11 protein-coding genes and 3 tRNA genes are annotated in these 16764 nt (G+C 47.5%); 1 reads left to right on the forward strand and 13 read right to left on the reverse strand.

Going from position 1 to position 16764, the window contains the following annotated elements; all coding sequences use genetic code 11:
- Positions 1-97 precede the first annotated feature (97 nt).
- Positions 98-186 (reverse strand) — tRNA-Leu (locus RQP50_RS11785).
- 298 nt (positions 187-484) lie between these two features.
- On the opposite strand from RQP50_RS11785, the gene RQP50_RS11790 reads away from it, so the two are divergent.
- On the forward strand, positions 485-1363 hold the full coding sequence (locus RQP50_RS11790) for a hypothetical protein (protein WP_315745600.1): 879 nt from the start codon (positions 485-487) through the stop codon (positions 1361-1363).
- Positions 1364-1520: 157 nt separating this feature from the next.
- Here RQP50_RS11790 and RQP50_RS11795 read toward each other — a convergent pair.
- From RQP50_RS11795 to RQP50_RS11850, 12 genes are all read right to left on the reverse strand, one after another.
- Positions 1521-1597: transfer RNA gene (locus RQP50_RS11795), tRNA-Ile, on the reverse strand.
- Positions 1598-1621: 24 nt separating this feature from the next.
- Positions 1622-1698: transfer RNA gene (locus RQP50_RS11800), tRNA-Met, on the reverse strand.
- 394 nt (positions 1699-2092) lie between these two features.
- The gene (locus tag RQP50_RS11805) at positions 2093-3571 is read right to left on the reverse strand and encodes an ABC transporter substrate-binding protein (RefSeq protein WP_315745601.1); all 1479 of its coding nucleotides are present in this window, start codon (positions 3569-3571) and stop codon (positions 2093-2095) included.
- A 4-nt stretch (positions 3572-3575) separates the two neighbouring features.
- Entirely contained in the window at positions 3576-4451 is an 876-nt protein-coding gene (locus tag RQP50_RS11810; RefSeq protein WP_021256723.1) for an ABC transporter ATP-binding protein, read from the reverse strand.
- A 3-nt stretch (positions 4452-4454) separates the two neighbouring features.
- Positions 4455-7310: an FtsX-like permease family protein gene (locus tag RQP50_RS11815; protein WP_315745602.1), complete on the reverse strand. Its 2856-nt coding sequence runs from the start codon at positions 7308-7310 to the stop codon at positions 4455-4457.
- The gene (locus RQP50_RS11820) at positions 7310-8431 is read right to left on the reverse strand and encodes an efflux RND transporter periplasmic adaptor subunit (RefSeq protein WP_021256725.1); all 1122 of its coding nucleotides are present in this window, start codon (positions 8429-8431) and stop codon (positions 7310-7312) included. Before RQP50_RS11820 ends, RQP50_RS11815 begins: the two co-directional genes overlap by 1 nt.
- Positions 8394-9266, reverse strand: coding sequence for an ABC transporter ATP-binding protein (locus RQP50_RS11825; protein WP_021256726.1), 873 nt, complete (start codon positions 9264-9266; stop codon positions 8394-8396). Before RQP50_RS11825 ends, RQP50_RS11820 begins: the two co-directional genes overlap by 38 nt.
- A gap of 232 nt (positions 9267-9498) precedes the next feature.
- Positions 9499-10137, reverse strand: coding sequence for an orotate phosphoribosyltransferase (pyrE, locus tag RQP50_RS11830; RefSeq protein ID WP_315745603.1), 639 nt, complete (start codon positions 10135-10137; stop codon positions 9499-9501).
- Positions 10137-10877, reverse strand: a complete 741-nt coding sequence (pyrF, locus tag RQP50_RS11835; protein WP_072728856.1) for an orotidine-5'-phosphate decarboxylase — start codon at positions 10875-10877, stop codon at positions 10137-10139. The genes pyrE and pyrF overlap by 1 nt, the downstream gene beginning before the upstream one ends.
- Positions 10878-11011: 134 nt before the next feature.
- Positions 11012-14230: a carbamoyl-phosphate synthase large subunit gene (carB, locus tag RQP50_RS11840; protein WP_072728857.1), complete on the reverse strand. Its 3219-nt coding sequence runs from the start codon at positions 14228-14230 to the stop codon at positions 11012-11014.
- Between the two features lies 1 nt (position 14231).
- On the reverse strand, positions 14232-15362 hold the full coding sequence (carA, locus tag RQP50_RS11845) for a glutamine-hydrolyzing carbamoyl-phosphate synthase small subunit (RefSeq protein WP_072728858.1): 1131 nt from the start codon (positions 15360-15362) through the stop codon (positions 14232-14234).
- 81 nt (positions 15363-15443) lie between these two features.
- Entirely contained in the window at positions 15444-16718 is a 1275-nt protein-coding gene (locus RQP50_RS11850; protein WP_315745604.1) for a dihydroorotase, read from the reverse strand.
- Between the last annotated feature and the right edge of the window lie 46 nt (positions 16719-16764).

Consider the following 16764-nt stretch of genomic DNA (forward strand, 5'->3'; position numbering starts at 1 on the left):
AAATCATTTCACATTTCATATTAAAAAAGAGTATAAAGCAAAAAACTCCTCACTTGTTCAAGGCTTGAACAGGAAAGGAGTTCTCATCATCAATACGTGGTGCCGAGGACCGGGATCGAACCGGTACGGTAGTCACCTACCGCAGGATTTTAAGTCCTGTGCGTCTGCCAATTCCGCCACCCCGGCATATTTGCCACATCGTCATGTGGTTCAATATGCTGCATCATTGCGCACTACAGGCTGCTCATCCACTTTCGCTTCAAAACACTGTACATCGCAACCGACAAGATATAATATATCATACGCCTTCATATGATGTCAACACTAAATTTATCAATGTGAATGTTCGCAATTGAACATTCATCATCTGGCCTTTTTCCTCCTATTGAATTATCTCCACACCAACTTTGTTACCATTATTTTCATTGGAATATTTGGCATTTGTCGTACAATAGAACTACTACCATCTAGGAGGATCCGGGCAGTGAAGCGAATGACTACCCTACTATGTGTTTCTTTCTTACTCCTTTCAGGCTGTTCTAGCATCTCGCAATCCTCATATGACGATGTGGTATCTGCGAACGAGAACCTGACCGCTAAAGTAAGAAATCTGCAACAGGAAAATACACAATTGAAAGGTACAATTAACGAGTTAAAGAAAGAAATCGATGATATCAAAAATGGAGCTGACCGCATGCTTGCCGGAGCGAAGGATAGTCTTACTAAAGGGGCATTAGGCAACGCAAAGGACAAACTAAATGCTTTAATGATGAAACATCCCGGAAGCAAGGAAGCAGGCATCGCCAAAACATTGATTTCGCAAATTGAAGAAAAAGAGCGTAAGAAGATCGAGGCCGAGCAGTTGGAGAAAAAACGTAAACAAGCGGCGGAAGAAAAGCGCTTGGCGCAAGCACTATCTAAGATGAGAAAAAGTGTAGATGAAGTCAAAAGTATTACCTGGTATTATGACAAAACTTCACCTCACTATGCGAATGAGAACAGTTTCTTCTTATATATAGGGGAAGAAGCAAATATATCTTGGCTGCGGTTGCGTATTCAATACGAAGCTGAAAATTGGCTGTTCATCGAGAAATACACACTGAAAGTCGATGATAAGACCTATACCATCTACCCAAATAGCGATGAGATCATCCGAGATAATAATACCCGAATCTGGGAATGGGCCGACGTCTCTCCATCTGAATCAGATATCTCAATGATTCGCGCCATTATTAAATCAAAGAAAACCATCATTCGCCATGAAGGCGATACCTATTATGATGACCGTACGATAACAAAAAAAGAAAAAACCGCACTTCAAAATGTCCTCGATGCCTACGATGCGTTGCAAAAAAGAAAATAGCGACACAAAAAAGGAAGCCCTCCGCGAAACGTTGCAAAGTGGGCTTCCTTAGATCCTAAATAATAAAAAAACACCTATCTCATGCAAATCTAGCAAACTGCTAGAACTGATGATGAAAGATGCACTTTACAAAACTATGTATCTATGAAATTAGAATTGGTGGGCCCTGAGGGACTCGAACCCCCGACCAATCGGTTATGAGCCGACCGCTCTAACCAACTGAGCTAAGGGCCCTCACCATTGCAATTTCATGAGGTTTGGTTGCGGGGGCAGGATTTGAACCTACGACCTTCGGGTTATGAGCCCGACGAGCTACCAGACTGCTCCACCCCGCGATATGATTCAACAGCTGAACTTCTTCAGCAGCGACAAGTATTACTATACAATAGTTGCATATGTTCAGTCAAGAGAAAAATTAAAATAGTTTGAATTTATTGTACATAATGGGCTAAGGAAGAAATCGCACCCCGTATTTTCCTCTACGTGATCGATATACTTCAATCTCCTTCATTGCCTCATATCCATAAATCCAAGCATCATGCTCAAGCCGCTGCTGCAAACAACGAGCTTGAAATCTGGAATCGTACAACTTGCCCCAATAGACCCAATGCACTTTATCACCCTTTTCTTGTCATCAGCATCCTCCCCTTCCCCCTACTATTCCCCAATCGTGCAAAAAAGAACCGGCAAGCTCACTTGGAGCCACCGATTCTTCCTGCATTACGATGATTAGCCCTTGTATACGTTTCCTGGAGGAGTATCATTACCGTTCGGATTCTTTTTCGCTTGAATTAAAATTTGGTTCCCTTTTGTTTCCCATTCCTTCAAGGCATCCGAAACGGATTTCTTCTTCTCGATCACTTGTTGCATCAACTCCGTACCAAGCTGATTGATCTGCCAGTAGCTTCCGTCCATCATGAACTTCTCCATATCTGTCTTTGTAGGAGGAACCGGCTTTGTTTTGTAGAACGCACTTACGTTAATGTTAGTGCCATCCTTAGGCTTAATGTACTTTTGACGAGATACCATTTCCCAACTGCTGCGGGAACGAAGCTTAGCCCAATCTTCACTATTAATAAACTTCATGAATTCCCAAGCATCGTCTGGGTTAGCTGCTTTTTGATTGATTGCAAAAATATTATACAGCTGAGAACCGCCAGATACTCCAGGAGATTCTGGATGTGACGGAATGGTTACAACATCCCAATCAAACTTCGTAAAGCCTTTGATTTTGTCAGCATTCTTCATGGCATCTGACAATTCCGTATTAATGTAATTATAGTCTCCGATCGCCATAGCAACCTTCCCGGACAGGAAGTTATCATGTCCGAACGGATTTTCATTTTCCGGCGTTTGAACAGGCATTTCAGTACTGTTGGCAGGTGGGACGATTTTCTTGATCGCCAGATCACTTACCGTTGTCCATACTTTTTCCCATTGCGGCGTGTTTACCGTCATCTTCTCGCCTTTTTCATCGAACATACGAAGATTTAATGGCGGAATATATAAGTTCATCATATCGCTAAACACATCGGAGCCATTATAACGATTGAAGCTGAAACCATATTTGCGATCTGCTCCGTCACCTTTCGATAGGTTAGCCGCGAGCGTAAATACTTGATCCCATGTCATATTATCAGTCGGCGGTGCAATGCCTGCATCACTGAAGAGCTTCTTGTTGAAGAACAGTGCATTCGAGGAGAATGTAGGCGCAAGACCATACAAGCTGTTGTCTCCCATTGCTTTTATCCCATCAATAACCGTTGGGACAAAGTCGGACAAATCAATACTGTCCTTCTGTACAAGCGGATCAAGCTGCTTCAACATTCCATCTTCCACGAGCTTACGGAACTGGAACGAATCCGTGACGATGATGTCAACTGGATTAGCAGAATTCAGCAGTTTTTTCATCGCTTCATAGCGATCCGGCTGTTTCTTCGGATCTCCGGAATTATCATAACGCATATCTGCACCATCAAGTGCTGGAACAAGCTCAATACGGATTCCTTTATGTGTAATTTCAAATGTATCAGTCCATTGCTGACGGAAATAGGTGTCGTCGTATCCTCCATACTGCATTCCAATACGCAATACTCGCTCTTGTCCTGGAACAACCTCATCTTTGTTCGTACAAGCAGCCAGCATTGGGATAATCATCGTCAATACCAGTGTAATCGTCAATAATTTACGTACCCAGTTTTTTTTCATCTGGTTACTCCTCCAATTCCTTAGGTGTGCGGATAATAATTTTGTCTCCGTCTAATTCCATAGATGCCTTGTCTTGAATATCGAGAGCTTCCAAATACTCCTTTGGCACTTGCAATCGACCGACTCGATCAACTACCACGTAGGCTTCATGATGATCCTGAAGCCCGAATCCTTCCTCACCTCCACCAGCATCCAAATTCGGATTACGCTTGATGAATTCTGTGCTAGTTAAGCCGTCACGTATGGCAACGACACGATCCACCTTCCCTGCAAGCGACAAATCATGGGTTACGATGACCACTGTTACCCCTAATTCCCTACTCATACGGCGGAAAATATTCATGATCATATCTGATGTCTGCGTATCCACAGATCCAGTAGGTTCGTCGGCAAGCAGCATTTGTGGACGATTCGCAAGTGAAATCGCAATGGCCACCCGCTGCTGCTCACCGCCTGATAGCTGTTGCAGCTTATTGTGCATGCGATGACTTAGCCCAACCCATTCAAGCAGTTCCTTCGCATATTTGCGATCCATCTTGCCGGCCAGCATCATTGGCACTTCAACATTCTCCAACGCTGTCAAATAAGGAAGCAAGTTGCGCGCATTGTTCTGCCAGATAAATCCGACAGTATCCCGCTTGTATTCAACAAGCTCTTTATCCGAAATTTTAAGCAGATCCCACTTCCCTACCTGAACGGAGCCGGCGGATGGCCGATCCAACCCGCCGAGTATGTTCAGAAGTGTCGATTTCCCGCTGCCGCTGTTGCCGATAATCGCCATCAGCTCGCCTTGCTTAACAGACAAGTTCAGCCCTTGCAAGGCAACAACTTCAATATCATCTGTTTTGAAAATTTTAACTAGCCCTTCACAATGTATCACCGATTAACGCTCCTCTCCCATCTTCACGGCTTGATGGACACGTAGACGACGAATATGCATGAACAACAAGGTCGCCCCAGTAAAGATCATCACGCCAACGACGATGTACAGTTGGATCGTATCTCGTGATTCAAATACAATCCGGAATGGCGGCACCTGCATCTTGGAGCTTTCTGCCGTCTGTAGGAATGGCAGGAACAAGCGGCTCGCCACCTTCCCAAGCAAAATGCCAAGCAGGATAGAAAGCCCTGCTGTAAATAGCTGTTCCAGCAGCAGCATACCGGTTAGTTGTCTGCGCGACAACCCCATTGCGCGCAAAATCCCGAACTGAAGCACACGTCTTGTCAAGTTAAAGAACCAGAACAACAAATATCCAATCAAGGAGATAATGACGGATATTAAGAAGCCCATACTCAGAATGCCAAATACGCCGCCCCGGGTAGGATGCTTGCTCTGTGTTGCAAGCTCGCTTCGTACATCCGTCACGCTGAATATTTCTATCCCTTTCTTTTGCAGTTCTGTAATGACAGGGCCTAGCGGTGCTTTGTCCTTCATTTTCAACCATACTTCATACGGTGTGATTGGTACTTGATCATAAATATAATCTAAGTTCGCAATAAAGAACGGTTTCTCGTCTGGATACATACTCGGCCAATATGGGAGTACCCCAACAATTACGAATTCAACCAACTGCTCCCCAAATCCGATGGAGATGATGTCGCCTTCCTTCAATTGATACTGCTTCGCGACATTGCTCGGGATAATCACAGCGGATTCCGTATACTTCCCTAGTGCATCCAAATAGCGGAACGGATGGTTTGGGAACAAGTCCTGACGGAACCAGGCAACCTTCGAGAAGTCGACATTGTCGATTCCCATAATCTCACCTTGACCGATTGAACGTCCGGAAATGATAACATTCCCCTTCGTCTTCAGCACTCGTGCGGCTCCTTCAACACCCGGCATCTTTTTGAAGAGCTCGAACGGCGGCTCCGTATAAATCGTCTTGCCCGCCTTCGGCGGTTGGTTGCCACCACCACCTTGCCCTGGATTGCCGCCTCCATTGTTTCCTTTGCCTTTATCCTTATCTCTAATAATCTCTTGTTCAGATTCCCATACCGTTTGGACAATGACATCCGTACCATATTTGTACAAGGTGCGTTCTGTCGAGTTAATGTCAATCGTGCGAGCTGCCGACGCATTGTATACGCCAAGACCAAGTGTAAGAATAAGCAGAATCATAAGCGGATAATACGTCTTGGCAGAACGGGACAACTGCGTAAGCGTCAAATATAGCGGAACTGGCAGCAGCTTTCCGCCAATCCACTGCACGATTTTAAGAATAAGCGGGAACAATCGTAAAAAGAACAGTCCGCACGCAAAAATCGCGAGTGCCGGCACAAAAAATAGAAATGGCTGTACTTGCAGCTGATCAGAGCTCACTCCTGATTGGAATGTCAACAACTGTCTCTCATTAAGCAGGTAATAGCCATAACCCGCCAAGCCCAGCAGCAGGACATCAAGGAACCAGCGCTGCCATACAGGCTTGCGGTCTGATCGTGCCATCTTCTGCTTCAAGTTCACGATAGATGAACGAGCGAAGACTACTGCTGGTATAATGCTTGCGAACAAGGCAATGACAACTGCAGCCACGCCAAACAAAACAGCATCTGTCGTAAATCCTACCGGAATAGACTTCCGATTTACGAACTCCAGGAAGCCGTTCGCTGAGCCTATTGACTTCGCCATAAACCAGCCGAATATAGGGGCCAATGCCAGAGCCAACAAGCCGAGAATGATTCCTTCCAATAGATAAAGCCATATAATCTGCCGCGTACTTGCTCCACGGCTTCGCAGCACAGCAATATCACTTTGCTGCTTCTCTAGCGATTGACTTGCATTCATCGCAATATAATAGAACACCATTGCAATCATCGGTGCAGCAAGCGTGAACAGCATCATTTGCAACTGTACGCTCTGACTGCGGAATTCATTCAATACCTTCGCGAAGGAGATCTCCACTTGCGTTCCCTTCAGCTTCTGGTACAAATCAATATTCAAGCGTTCCAGCATAGAGCTAAGTGAGGACAACTGACTTGTCTTTACCTCGCGCAGATCAAACGCATAATACCAGCTGGATACAGAGATCGGCAGCTTTTTCTGTTCCATCAAATGATCGAACGTTGCCGGTGAGACGTACAAGGAATTCATCATTCCTTCTAAGCCCTGGAACCAATAAGCACTCGTATCTTCTTTCGGCTTAAAAGTACCTACCAACTTAACCTTCAGCACGGTATCCGTGCCGGTTACTGGGTATTCAAGCTCGTCACCAATATGGAGATCATTGCGGTACATGGCTTCCTCCATCATGACAACCTGCAATGTCCCATTCTGCTCGCCATCTTCATATTCCTTACCCAGTGTCCACTCTACTCGGTCGTTCAAATCGGATAAAGAGCCAAGCGTCATCGTTCGAACCCGGCTGGCATCAACCTTGCTCGGATCTACAGGGTAAACTTCTGTTCCTCGGAGCGAACGCGCATTGACAAAGATTTGAGCTGGAAACCCAACCTGCGCCTTCACATCCCCACGTATGTAACGATCAACTTCCTTTAATTCTTTCGGATCCGTCTTGGTTCCACCTGTCGCCTGGTACTTGATTGACAACGAGCCGGCTGGCATCGCTGCACTATTGTCCTCCAATGTCTTCGAGACAACCCGCTTCAAGGCGCCATCAGCATACATCGGAATGCTGACTGTAAAGGATACAGCCACAATGAGCCCTAGAAGTGTGCTGAACGTAAGCCAGCGGGTATTCCACATTTTCCGGAATAGAAACCGCAACAAAGGAATGCCCATTAGCGACCCACTACTTTCTGTCCAGGCTCAAGTCCTTTTTTGATTTCCAATCTCGTTGCATCCTGTTCACCGATTTCCACGTCAACCTCACGTTTTCCATTGTCATCAACGACTTGAACATAGGTTCTAGCACCAAGCGTGCGAAGTGCGGATGGCGGGATATAGACAACATTGCTCCGTTTCTTCGTAATAATGGTCGCACCAAGCATGGATCCACGCGTTACTGTAGAAGGCAGCTTATCATTCAATGTCACCGTTACATATTTATCAATCCGATCCTGTTCAGGCATATTGCCCCCGCCCGGATTGTTGTTGTTGTTGTTCCCTCCGTTGTCCTTGTCTGATGTAGGAGCAGGAAGCGCCTTAACCTTTCCTTTTAAAATTTTGCCTGTCGAATTAATGCTTAGTTCAACATCCATTCCAGGGGCAATTTTCTTCAAATCATCCTTCGGTACATCCACCGTAACAACCAATCGGGATGTATTGGCGATTGTCGCGACAGGGTCATACTTCTTCGTCATATTCCCTTTCTTCGCAGCGACGTTAACGACCGTTCCAGCGAATGGAGCAGTAACCAATCCTTTTGCGATATCGTTTTCTACTTCCGCAATCTTTTCGAGAGCCTCTTCGTATGCGATTTGCTCATCTTCGAATAGAATTGGATCCATCTCATCCTTCTGGCGGAGCGTTTCTTTCATCTTCACTTCCAACTTGCGAAGCTCTCTCCGCTTCGAACGCAGGTCCCTTTGCATTTCTTCAACATCAAGTACTGCCAATACCTGACCTGCCTTTACGTTGTCGCCGTTCTTGACCTTTACATCCTTGACAGGTTTATTATCAAGCGTGAAGAAGAACGTCTCTTCCTGCTCCGACATTACCTTCCCTGTTGCCTTCACATCAGATATCCATTCGCCCTTCATAACATCATATTCGGGCTTCTTCGAGATTGCTGGCGGCGTAATTGTCGGCAGCGTCTCTTCTTGTTCCTCATCTGGAAGCAAGGAACATGCAGAGGTAAGCATCATGACCCCGCACATCAATATCAGCGCGGAGCGGCGCCATTTCTTCCTTTTATCTACTGCCTTATGAGATGAATTTTCCGTCGACCATTTCATAAACATGATCAGCTACCTCCAAAATTGTAGGATCGTGGGTTGTCATACAGATTGCGATCTTCTCAGAACGTATAATTTGCCGGAATACTCCCATGACCTGTGCACCCATCTGTGAATCAAGTTCTGCTGTAGGTTCATCTGCAAGCAGCAACAGAGGCTTATGCGCGATCGACTTCGCAATCGCAACACGCTGCTGCTCACCGCCGGACATTTCGAACGGACGGTGCTTCATTCGCTTTCCGAGACCAACCAATTCCAAACAATGCTGTACGCGTTCCTTCCATAAATGACGCGGAATGTTCGCCATACGCAGCGACAGCTCGACATTCTCATATGCAGATAACAACGGCATCAAAGCAAACGCCTGAAATATGAATCCGATATCATTGCGTCTTGTAAAGGTGCGCTTGTTATCGCTCCAAGATGAGAGCTCCTCTCCTCGAAAATAAATCTCGCCTTTTGTAGGCAGGTCCAGACCGCCGAGCATGTTAAGAAGAGTCGTTTTCCCTGAACCGGAACGACCTTTCAGCATTACCAACTGACCTGGGTTAACCTGCATATTGATGCCTTTCAGGACATGAAGCTTCTCACTGCCCACTTGGAAGGTTCGTTCCACACCGCGAACTTCGAGGATAGGTTCATCTGTAGCGACAGGAACCGCACGTTCAGGCCATTCTGAAGATGTTTTTTTGTCGTCTATGTATTTCGCCTCATTATTCGCAACTGTCTCGTCCTGATTATGCACTGCGAGATTTGGGGTTGCCTCGTTAGCCTCGACCTCGTCAGCCTGCTTCCGTTTGCGAAGCCATTTCATCCTTATATCTGCCCCTTTCTCGGACATGACGTCAAACTCTCCTCAAGTATAAACGAAAGTTTTGCGTGAAAAGTTACAATGATCTTAACCGTTTTTCTGTAAAAATGACAAATATTCTGATTATTTTTTGGTAGTCTTTTGTCAGTTCATGACTCTAGCAAAAAAGAGACCCTTCCTCATGATGCAGGAAAGGTCTTCAAGAAATGTTATCTATAGAAATAGAATTCAAAATCAAATTTAAATTCGCCTTCTTTTCTTCTTAGTTGCCCCATGTCGTTGGATCATGACGCCATGCTTGGAGCACATCCAAATCTTCGGCTTGAATAACACCATGATCCAGTGCCGTCTGCGTCAGTGCTGTATAGTTCGACAGCGTGCGAAGTGGAATCCCTGCTTCCTCGAATGCAGAAGTTGCTTTTTCCAATTGGTAGCTGAAGATCGCCAGTACTGCCAATGGCTCAGCTCCTGCTTCCTTGACGGCAAGTGCGGCTTTCAAGGAGCTTCCACCTGTAGAAATCAAATCCTCTATGACAACAACCTTCTGTCCAGGACGAATGATTCCCTCAATTTGATTTTGCTTTCCGTGGCCTTTTGCCTTGTCGCGAATATAAGCCATTGGCAAGCCAAGCTTGTCCGCTACCCAAGCAGCATGCGGAATGCCTGCTGTAGCTGTGCCTGCGATAACTTCTGCATCAGGAGCGTATTGTTTCACCAAGGAAGCAAATCCTTCTGCAATTGCATCTCGAATCTCTGGGTAGGACATCGTCAAGCGATTGTCGCAGTAGATTGGAGATTTCATGCCTGACGTCCACGTAAATGGTTCATTTGGACGAAGCGCTACCGCTTGGATATTTAATAGATGCTGTGCAATTGTGCGTTCCAGGTTCGTTGTAGTCATTAGTTCAACAGCTCCTTCATAATAGATAGAATCGCGTTGCGTGGATTCGGTGCAGCAGTTATCGGGCGGCCGACCACAATATAATCTGTTCCTTGCTCAAATGCTTGTGCTGGAGTCATGACACGGGATTGGTCACCCTTTGCACTGCCTGCTGGACGAATCCCAGGCGTAATCGTCTGGAATTCTTCTCCGCAAGCAGCCTTAATTGCAGTTACTTCCTGAGGCGATGCCACAACTCCGTCAAGCCCTGCTAGCTTCGTCAGCTTCGCATAACGTACGACAGTGTCAGCTATCTTGCCAGGAATTCCGAGTTCCTCATTCATGACCGTTTCATTCGTGCTCGTTAATTGCGTGACTGCAATCACGACGGGTCGCTTCAATTCCGCATTTTCAGCCAGTGCCGCTTCAACACCCTCCATAGCAGAAGCCATCATCGCTGCACCGCCGCCGGCATGGACATTGAACATATCAACGCCTAGCTTCGTGATGCTGTTCGCTCCACCCTTAACTGTGTTCGGGATATCATGCATCTTTACATCAAGAAAAACTTTGTAGCCTTTATCCTTCAGCTCGCGAACAAACGCTGGGCCCGCCGCATAGAACAACTGCATGCCTACCTTCATATAACAAGGGATTCCTTGCAGCTGCTGCAGCAGCTCTCTCGCTGCGTCTGCATTCGGATAATCCAGTGCGACCATAATTCTGCCCGCCGCTTCTGCCTCGCTCCATCGTTTGTTCATCGTGACACCTCTTCGTATTTTTCTCGTACCTTGCCCCAAGCTTCGTCCATAGCCTATTCATACTCCGAGGAGGCCTTGCGGCCTCCTCGATTCTGCTTCTATTGTGAGACGATACTCGTCTATTACTTCTGTGATTACTTCTGAACAACCGGCATTGCGCGGGATGAGAAGTTGATTTGCTCCAGCATGCCCAGCAGCGCGTGTACAGTATCCAGCGATGTCATGCAGACTACGCCGTTCTCTACTGCTTCGCGGCGAATGCGGAAGCCATCGCGTTCTGGCGTTTTGCCCTTCGTCAAGGTGTTGACAACGAAGTGCGCCTCTCCTCCGCGGATGAGATCCAGAATGTTAGGCGAGCCTTCTGTCAGTTTCTTGACATTTGTCACGCTCAGACCTGCATTTTCAAGCGCAACCGCTGTTCCACCAGTCGCAATGATCTTGTAGCCAAGGCCCACGAAACCGCGCATCAATTCAACTGCTTCTTCCTTATCCTTATCTGCTACTGTACAGATGATGGCGCCAGTTGAAGGAATCTTCATACCGGAACCGATAAGGCCTTTGTACAATGCCTTCGCATATTGCTTGTCGCGTCCCATAACTTCACCTGTTGATTTCATCTCAGGACCGAGTGTCGGTTCAACGCGGCGCAGCTTCGCGAACGAGAACACAGGAACTTTAACCGATACATGGTCATCTTCTGGCCACAAGCCCTCTTGATAGCCAAGGTCACTCAGCTTCGTACCCAAGATAAGCTTCGTTGCCACATTCGCCATTGGAATGTTCGTCACTTTACTTAAGAATGGAACCGTACGCGAGGAGCGTGGATTCACTTCAATCACATATACTTGGTCATGGTAGATGACGAACTGGATGTTAATCAAGCCGACCGTCTTCAGTTCCTTTGCGATGCGAATCGTAACATCCACGATTTGCTGCTTCAGCTCTTCGGACAAGTGCTGTGGTGGATATACCGCAATCGAGTCACCGGAGTGTACCCCTGCGCGCTCAACATGCTCCATGATACCAGGGATAAGCACCGTCTCGCCATCACAGATGGCATCGACTTCAACCTCTTTGCCAAGCATGTAGCGGTCGATGAGAACCGGATGCTCAGGGTTGATTTTCACTGCTTGCTCCATGTAGGTCAACAGTTCTTGGTCAGAGTACACGATTTCCATTGCGCGTCCGCCCAGAACGTAGGATGGACGAACAAGTACCGGGTAGCCGAGTGATTGTGCCGTACCTACTGCCTCGTCAACAGATGTTACCGTGCTGCCTTGCGGCTGTGCAATATGAAGGCGCGACAGCAAAGCTTCGAATTTCTTCCGGTCTTCCGCTTCATCGATGCTCTCCAAGCTCGAACCGAGAATCCGCACACCAGCGGCTGCCAGCGGTGCTGCAAGGTTGATAGCCGTTTGTCCACCGAATTGGACGATAACCCCTACCGGCTTCTCCTGCTCAATAACATTCATTACGTCTTCGAAGAAGAGCGGCTCGAAGTACAAGCGGTCTGATGTGTTGAAGTCCGTTGATACGGTCTCAGGATTGTTGTTGATGATTACTGCTTCATACCCTGCATCTTGAATCGCCCATACCGCATGTACAGTCGAGTAGTCGAATTCGATACCTTGACCGATGCGAATTGGACCAGAGCCAAGTACTAAGATTTTTTCTTTATTGGATTCAATAACTTCATTTTCTACTTCATAGGTCGAGTAGTAGTACGGTGTTGTCGCTTCGAACTCTGCCGCACATGTATCGACCATTTTATAGACAGGCTTCAAGCCTTGTTGTACCCGATAGTCACGAACCTCGGCCTCCTTCGTGTAAGTGCCGCCAGGCTGGCCTTCACTGCGCAGTTCAGCAATCGCGCGGTCTGTGAAGCCCATGCGCTTCGCTTCGTAGAGCGTTTGCTCAGTCAGTGTTTCTTCTTCACGAATGCGATCCTCAAACTTGACCATGCCTTCCAGCTTGTCGAGGAACCACCAGTCGATTTTCGTGAGATCCTGCAACTGCTGCAGTGTGTATCCGCGGCGGAATGCTTCTGCCAGCAAGAACATGCGCTCATCATCTGGTGTTTGCAGACGATATTCCAGTGTTTCTTTGTCCAGCTCTTCCGTACCTTTCAACATCAAGCGATGTACGCCGATTTCCAGGGAGCGGATTGCCTTGTGCATGGACTCTTCGAATGTACGTCCGATAGCCATGACTTCGCCAGTTGCTTTCATTTGCGTACCGAGCTTACGGTTCGCTTGTGTGAATTTATCGAACGGCCAGCGTGGAATCTTCGATACGATGTAATCGAGTGTAGGCTCGAAGCATGCGTATGTTTGCCCCGTAACTGGATTCACGATTTCGTCAAGTGTGTAGCCGACCGCGATTTTTGCTGCCATCTTCGCAATCGGATAGCCTGTTGCTTTCGAAGCGAGTGCAGAAGAGCGGCTGACACGAGGGTTAACCTCGATGACGTAGTATTGATAGCTGTGTGGATCCAGCGCGAACTGAACGTTACATCCACCCTCGATGTTGAGCGCGCGGATAATTTTAAGCGATGCGGAGCGCAGCATTTGATACTCGCGATCCGACAGCGTTTGGCTCGGTGCTACGACAATACTGTCGCCTGTATGGACACCTACCGGGTCGAAGTTCTCCATGTTGCAGACTACGATACAGTTGTCGTTCGCGTCACGCATAACTTCGTACTCGACTTCCTTCATGCCTGCGATGCTCTTCTCAATCAAGCACTGTCCGATTGGACTGTAGCGGATACCTGATGCAACCGTATCGCGCAACTCTTCTTCGTTCGCGCAAATACCGCCGCCTGTACCCCCAAGCGTATAAGCAGGACGGACGATGATTGGGTACCCAATCGTATTTGCGAAGTCAACTGCTTCCTGTACCGAGTTGACAATAACACTTTCCGGTACCGGCTGCTCCAGTTCACGCATCAGGTCGCGGAACAAGTCACGGTCTTCTGCGCGCTCAATGGAATCTAGCTGCGTCCCGAGAAGCTTCACGTTCTCTTGCTCAAGCACACCTGCACGAGCAAGTTCCATAGCCATATTCAAGCCAGTCTGGCCACCCAGTGTCGGAAGCAATCCATCTGGGCGCTCTTGGCGGATAATCTGTGTTACAAACTCCAGAGTAATCGGCTCGATATACACCTTATCGGCCATATTTGTATCTGTCATAATCGTAGCTGGGTTGCTGTTGATGAGAACGACTTCCATGCCTTCTTCTTTCAGTGCTTCACATGCTTGTGTTCCTGCATAGTCGAACTCGGCTGCCTGACCGATTACGATCGGGCCTGATCCGATAACAAGGATTTTCTTGAGGTTGTTATTTTTCGGCATTTTATAGTTCCCCTTTCAGCTGTGCTACGAGCTCCGCTTGGCGCGGAGTCTTAGGTTGATTGCGTTTATGCTCTCGAATCATATCAATGAATTGGTCGAACAAGTAGCTGCTGTCATGCGGACCAGGAGCCGCTTCTGGGTGATATTGTACCGAGAAGGCTGGGTACTTCGCATGTGCAAGTCCTTCAATTGTTTTATCGTTATTGTTGATATGAGTTACTTTCAATTCCGTACCTTGTACCGAATCCTCCAGAACTGTATATCCATGGTTCTGAGAAGTAATATAGCAGCGATTCGTTGCGAGCTCTTTAACCGGATGGTTTCCACCGCGATGGCCGAACTTCAATTTCCCAGTGTCAGCTCCGCAAGCGAGTGCGAACAATTGGTGTCCCAAGCAGATACCGAAGATTGGATACTCTCCAAGAAGCTCTTGCAGCATCTTCACAGCATGCGGCACATCCTTCGGATCCCCAGGGCCGTTGGACAATTGAATTCCATCAGGGCGCAAGCGCCGAATTTCGTCTGCTGTTGTGTCATGAGGAACGACGACTACATCACAGCCGCGCTTTGTCAGCTCGCGCACGATACCGCTCTTCGCGCCGAAGTCGACAAGTACGATGCGTTCTTTGTCACCAGGGCTGGAGAACATCTGCTTCGTTGAAGTGCGTGCTACTTGATCCCGCATCAATTCCGCAACACCTAGCATTTCCTTCAATTCTTCTATTGATTGGTTGCCCGTTGTCAGCAATCCCTTCATCGTACCAAAGTGACGAAGCTTGCGAGTCAGCATGCGCGTATCGATGCCGCTGATGCCTACGATGCCGTATTCTTTCAGAAGACGGTCTACCGAATACTCAGCGCGCCAGTTGCTAGGAACTTCTTCATGTCTGCGCACGACGAACCCGTTTACGTAGGGACGAATGGATTCGAAGTCATCGCGCGTAATGCCGTAGTTGCCAATCAGCGGGTACGTCATCGTTACAATTTGTCCGCAATAAGATGGGTCGGATAATACCTCTTGATATCCTGTAATCCCTGTATTAAATACAACCTCACCTACAGACTCACCGTCTGCACCGAACCCCGTTCCTGTAAAGAGGGTACCATCTTCCAACAACAATCTTGCTTGCATGTCCGTCACTCCTCGCTCTCTATCTTATGCACTTCACGTTGCTATTCTTATCTATCTATAATGGACTATCTATCAATCTTGTTACTTGCTCCATACAAGACGGCCGTCTACGAATGTCTTCACTGGCCATCCCTTCAAGCTCCAATCTGTGAACGGCGTATTCCGTCCCTTAGTCAAGAATTCGTCCGGATTCACCTTATGCTCGGTCTCCAAGTCAATAACCGTAATATCAGCCGGCGCTCCTTCTTCAAGACGTCCTGTATTCAAGCCGAACGTTCTTGCCGGGTCGCTTGTCATGCGATTGACGAGCAGAGATAGCGGCCATTTGCCTGTCGCTACAAATTTCGTATAAAGGAGAGGGAATGCAGTTTCCAATCCGACAATACCGAACGGTGCAAGCTCCATCCCTTTGGCTTTCTCTTCTTCACTATGTGGTGCATGGTCTGTTACGACAATGTCGATTGTGCCATCTACCAGCGCCTCAATGCAGGCTTCTACATCGCGAGGCGAGCGAAGCGGTGGATTCATCTTCCAGTCTGCATCCAATCCCGGGATATCTTCATCTGAGAGAAGCAGGTGATGTGGACATATCTCTGCAGTCACCTTCACACCGAACTGCTTCGCTTGACGGATAAGCCGAACGGACTGTTCTGTGCTAACGTGGCACACATGATAATGTACGCCTGTCGCTTCTGCCAGCAGCACATCCCGGCCTACATGAATCGCTTCCGATTCATTCGGAATCCCCTTCAATCCATGCTTGCGGGCGAACTCTCCATCTGTTACTGCCGCACCTTTAACTAGCGAATCATCTTCACAGTGTGCGATAACCGGCATGCCCAGTTCCTTGGCCCAGTTCATCGCATCCTTCATCATTTGGGCATTCTGTACGCCAACCCCATCGTCTGTGAAGCCGACAACACCTGCATTTTTCAAGGCTACAAAGTCTGTAAGCTCTCTTCCCAGCTCACTCTTCGTAATCGAGCCATAAGGCAAGACCTTCACATAGCCTTCTTGCTTAGCCTTATCGAGTATAAGTTGTACCGTTTCTGGTGTGTCTGTGACTGGACGTGTATTTGGCATACATGCGATTGTTGTAAATCCACCCTTTGCCGCGGAGTGAGTACCTGTTGCAATCGTTTCTTTATGTTCAAAGCCAGGCTCTCTCAAATGAACGTGCATGTCGATGAAGCCTGCCGATACGAATTTTCCTTCGATGTCATGAACTTCTGCTCCCGCTGGAGCAGCTTCTTCGCGATTCGTAATCCGACGGATGACGCCTTCTTCCATCCAAATGTTAGCGTCAACCAATTCGCCTTCGGTATTTAATATCTTTGCATTTGTTAATACGATCATCGGTTTCTCTCTCCTTACGGTGCCATTGTGAAGTTTTCGTCCGTTT

It is taken from the genome of Paenibacillus suaedae, assembly GCF_032337355.1.
GTDB classification, from domain to species: domain Bacteria; phylum Bacillota; class Bacilli; order Paenibacillales; family Paenibacillaceae; genus Paenibacillus_B; species Paenibacillus_B suaedae.

Coding starts and splice junctions, on each gene's coding strand:
- RQP50_RS11850 (WP_315745604.1), bottom strand. CDS start 16,718: ATGATCGTATTAACAAATGCAAAGATATTAAATACCGAAGGCGAATTG.
- RQP50_RS11820 (WP_021256725.1), bottom strand. CDS start 8,431: ATGTTTATGAAATGGTCGACGGAAAATTCATCTCATAAGGCAGTAGAT.
- RQP50_RS11815 (WP_315745602.1), bottom strand. CDS start 7,310: ATGGGCATTCCTTTGTTGCGGTTTCTATTCCGGAAAATGTGGAATACC.
- pyrF (WP_072728856.1), bottom strand. CDS start 10,877: ATGAACAAACGATGGAGCGAGGCAGAAGCGGCGGGCAGAATTATGGTC.
- pyrE (WP_315745603.1), bottom strand. CDS start 10,137: ATGACTACAACGAACCTGGAACGCACAATTGCACAGCATCTATTAAAT.
- carB (WP_072728857.1), bottom strand. CDS start 14,230: ATGCCGAAAAATAACAACCTCAAGAAAATCCTTGTTATCGGATCAGGC.
- RQP50_RS11825 (WP_021256726.1), bottom strand. CDS start 9,266: ATGTCCGAGAAAGGGGCAGATATAAGGATGAAATGGCTTCGCAAACGG.
- RQP50_RS11805 (WP_315745601.1), bottom strand. CDS start 3,571: ATGAAAAAAAACTGGGTACGTAAATTATTGACGATTACACTGGTATTG.
- carA (WP_072728858.1), bottom strand. CDS start 15,362: ATGCAAGCAAGATTGTTGTTGGAAGATGGTACCCTCTTTACAGGAACG.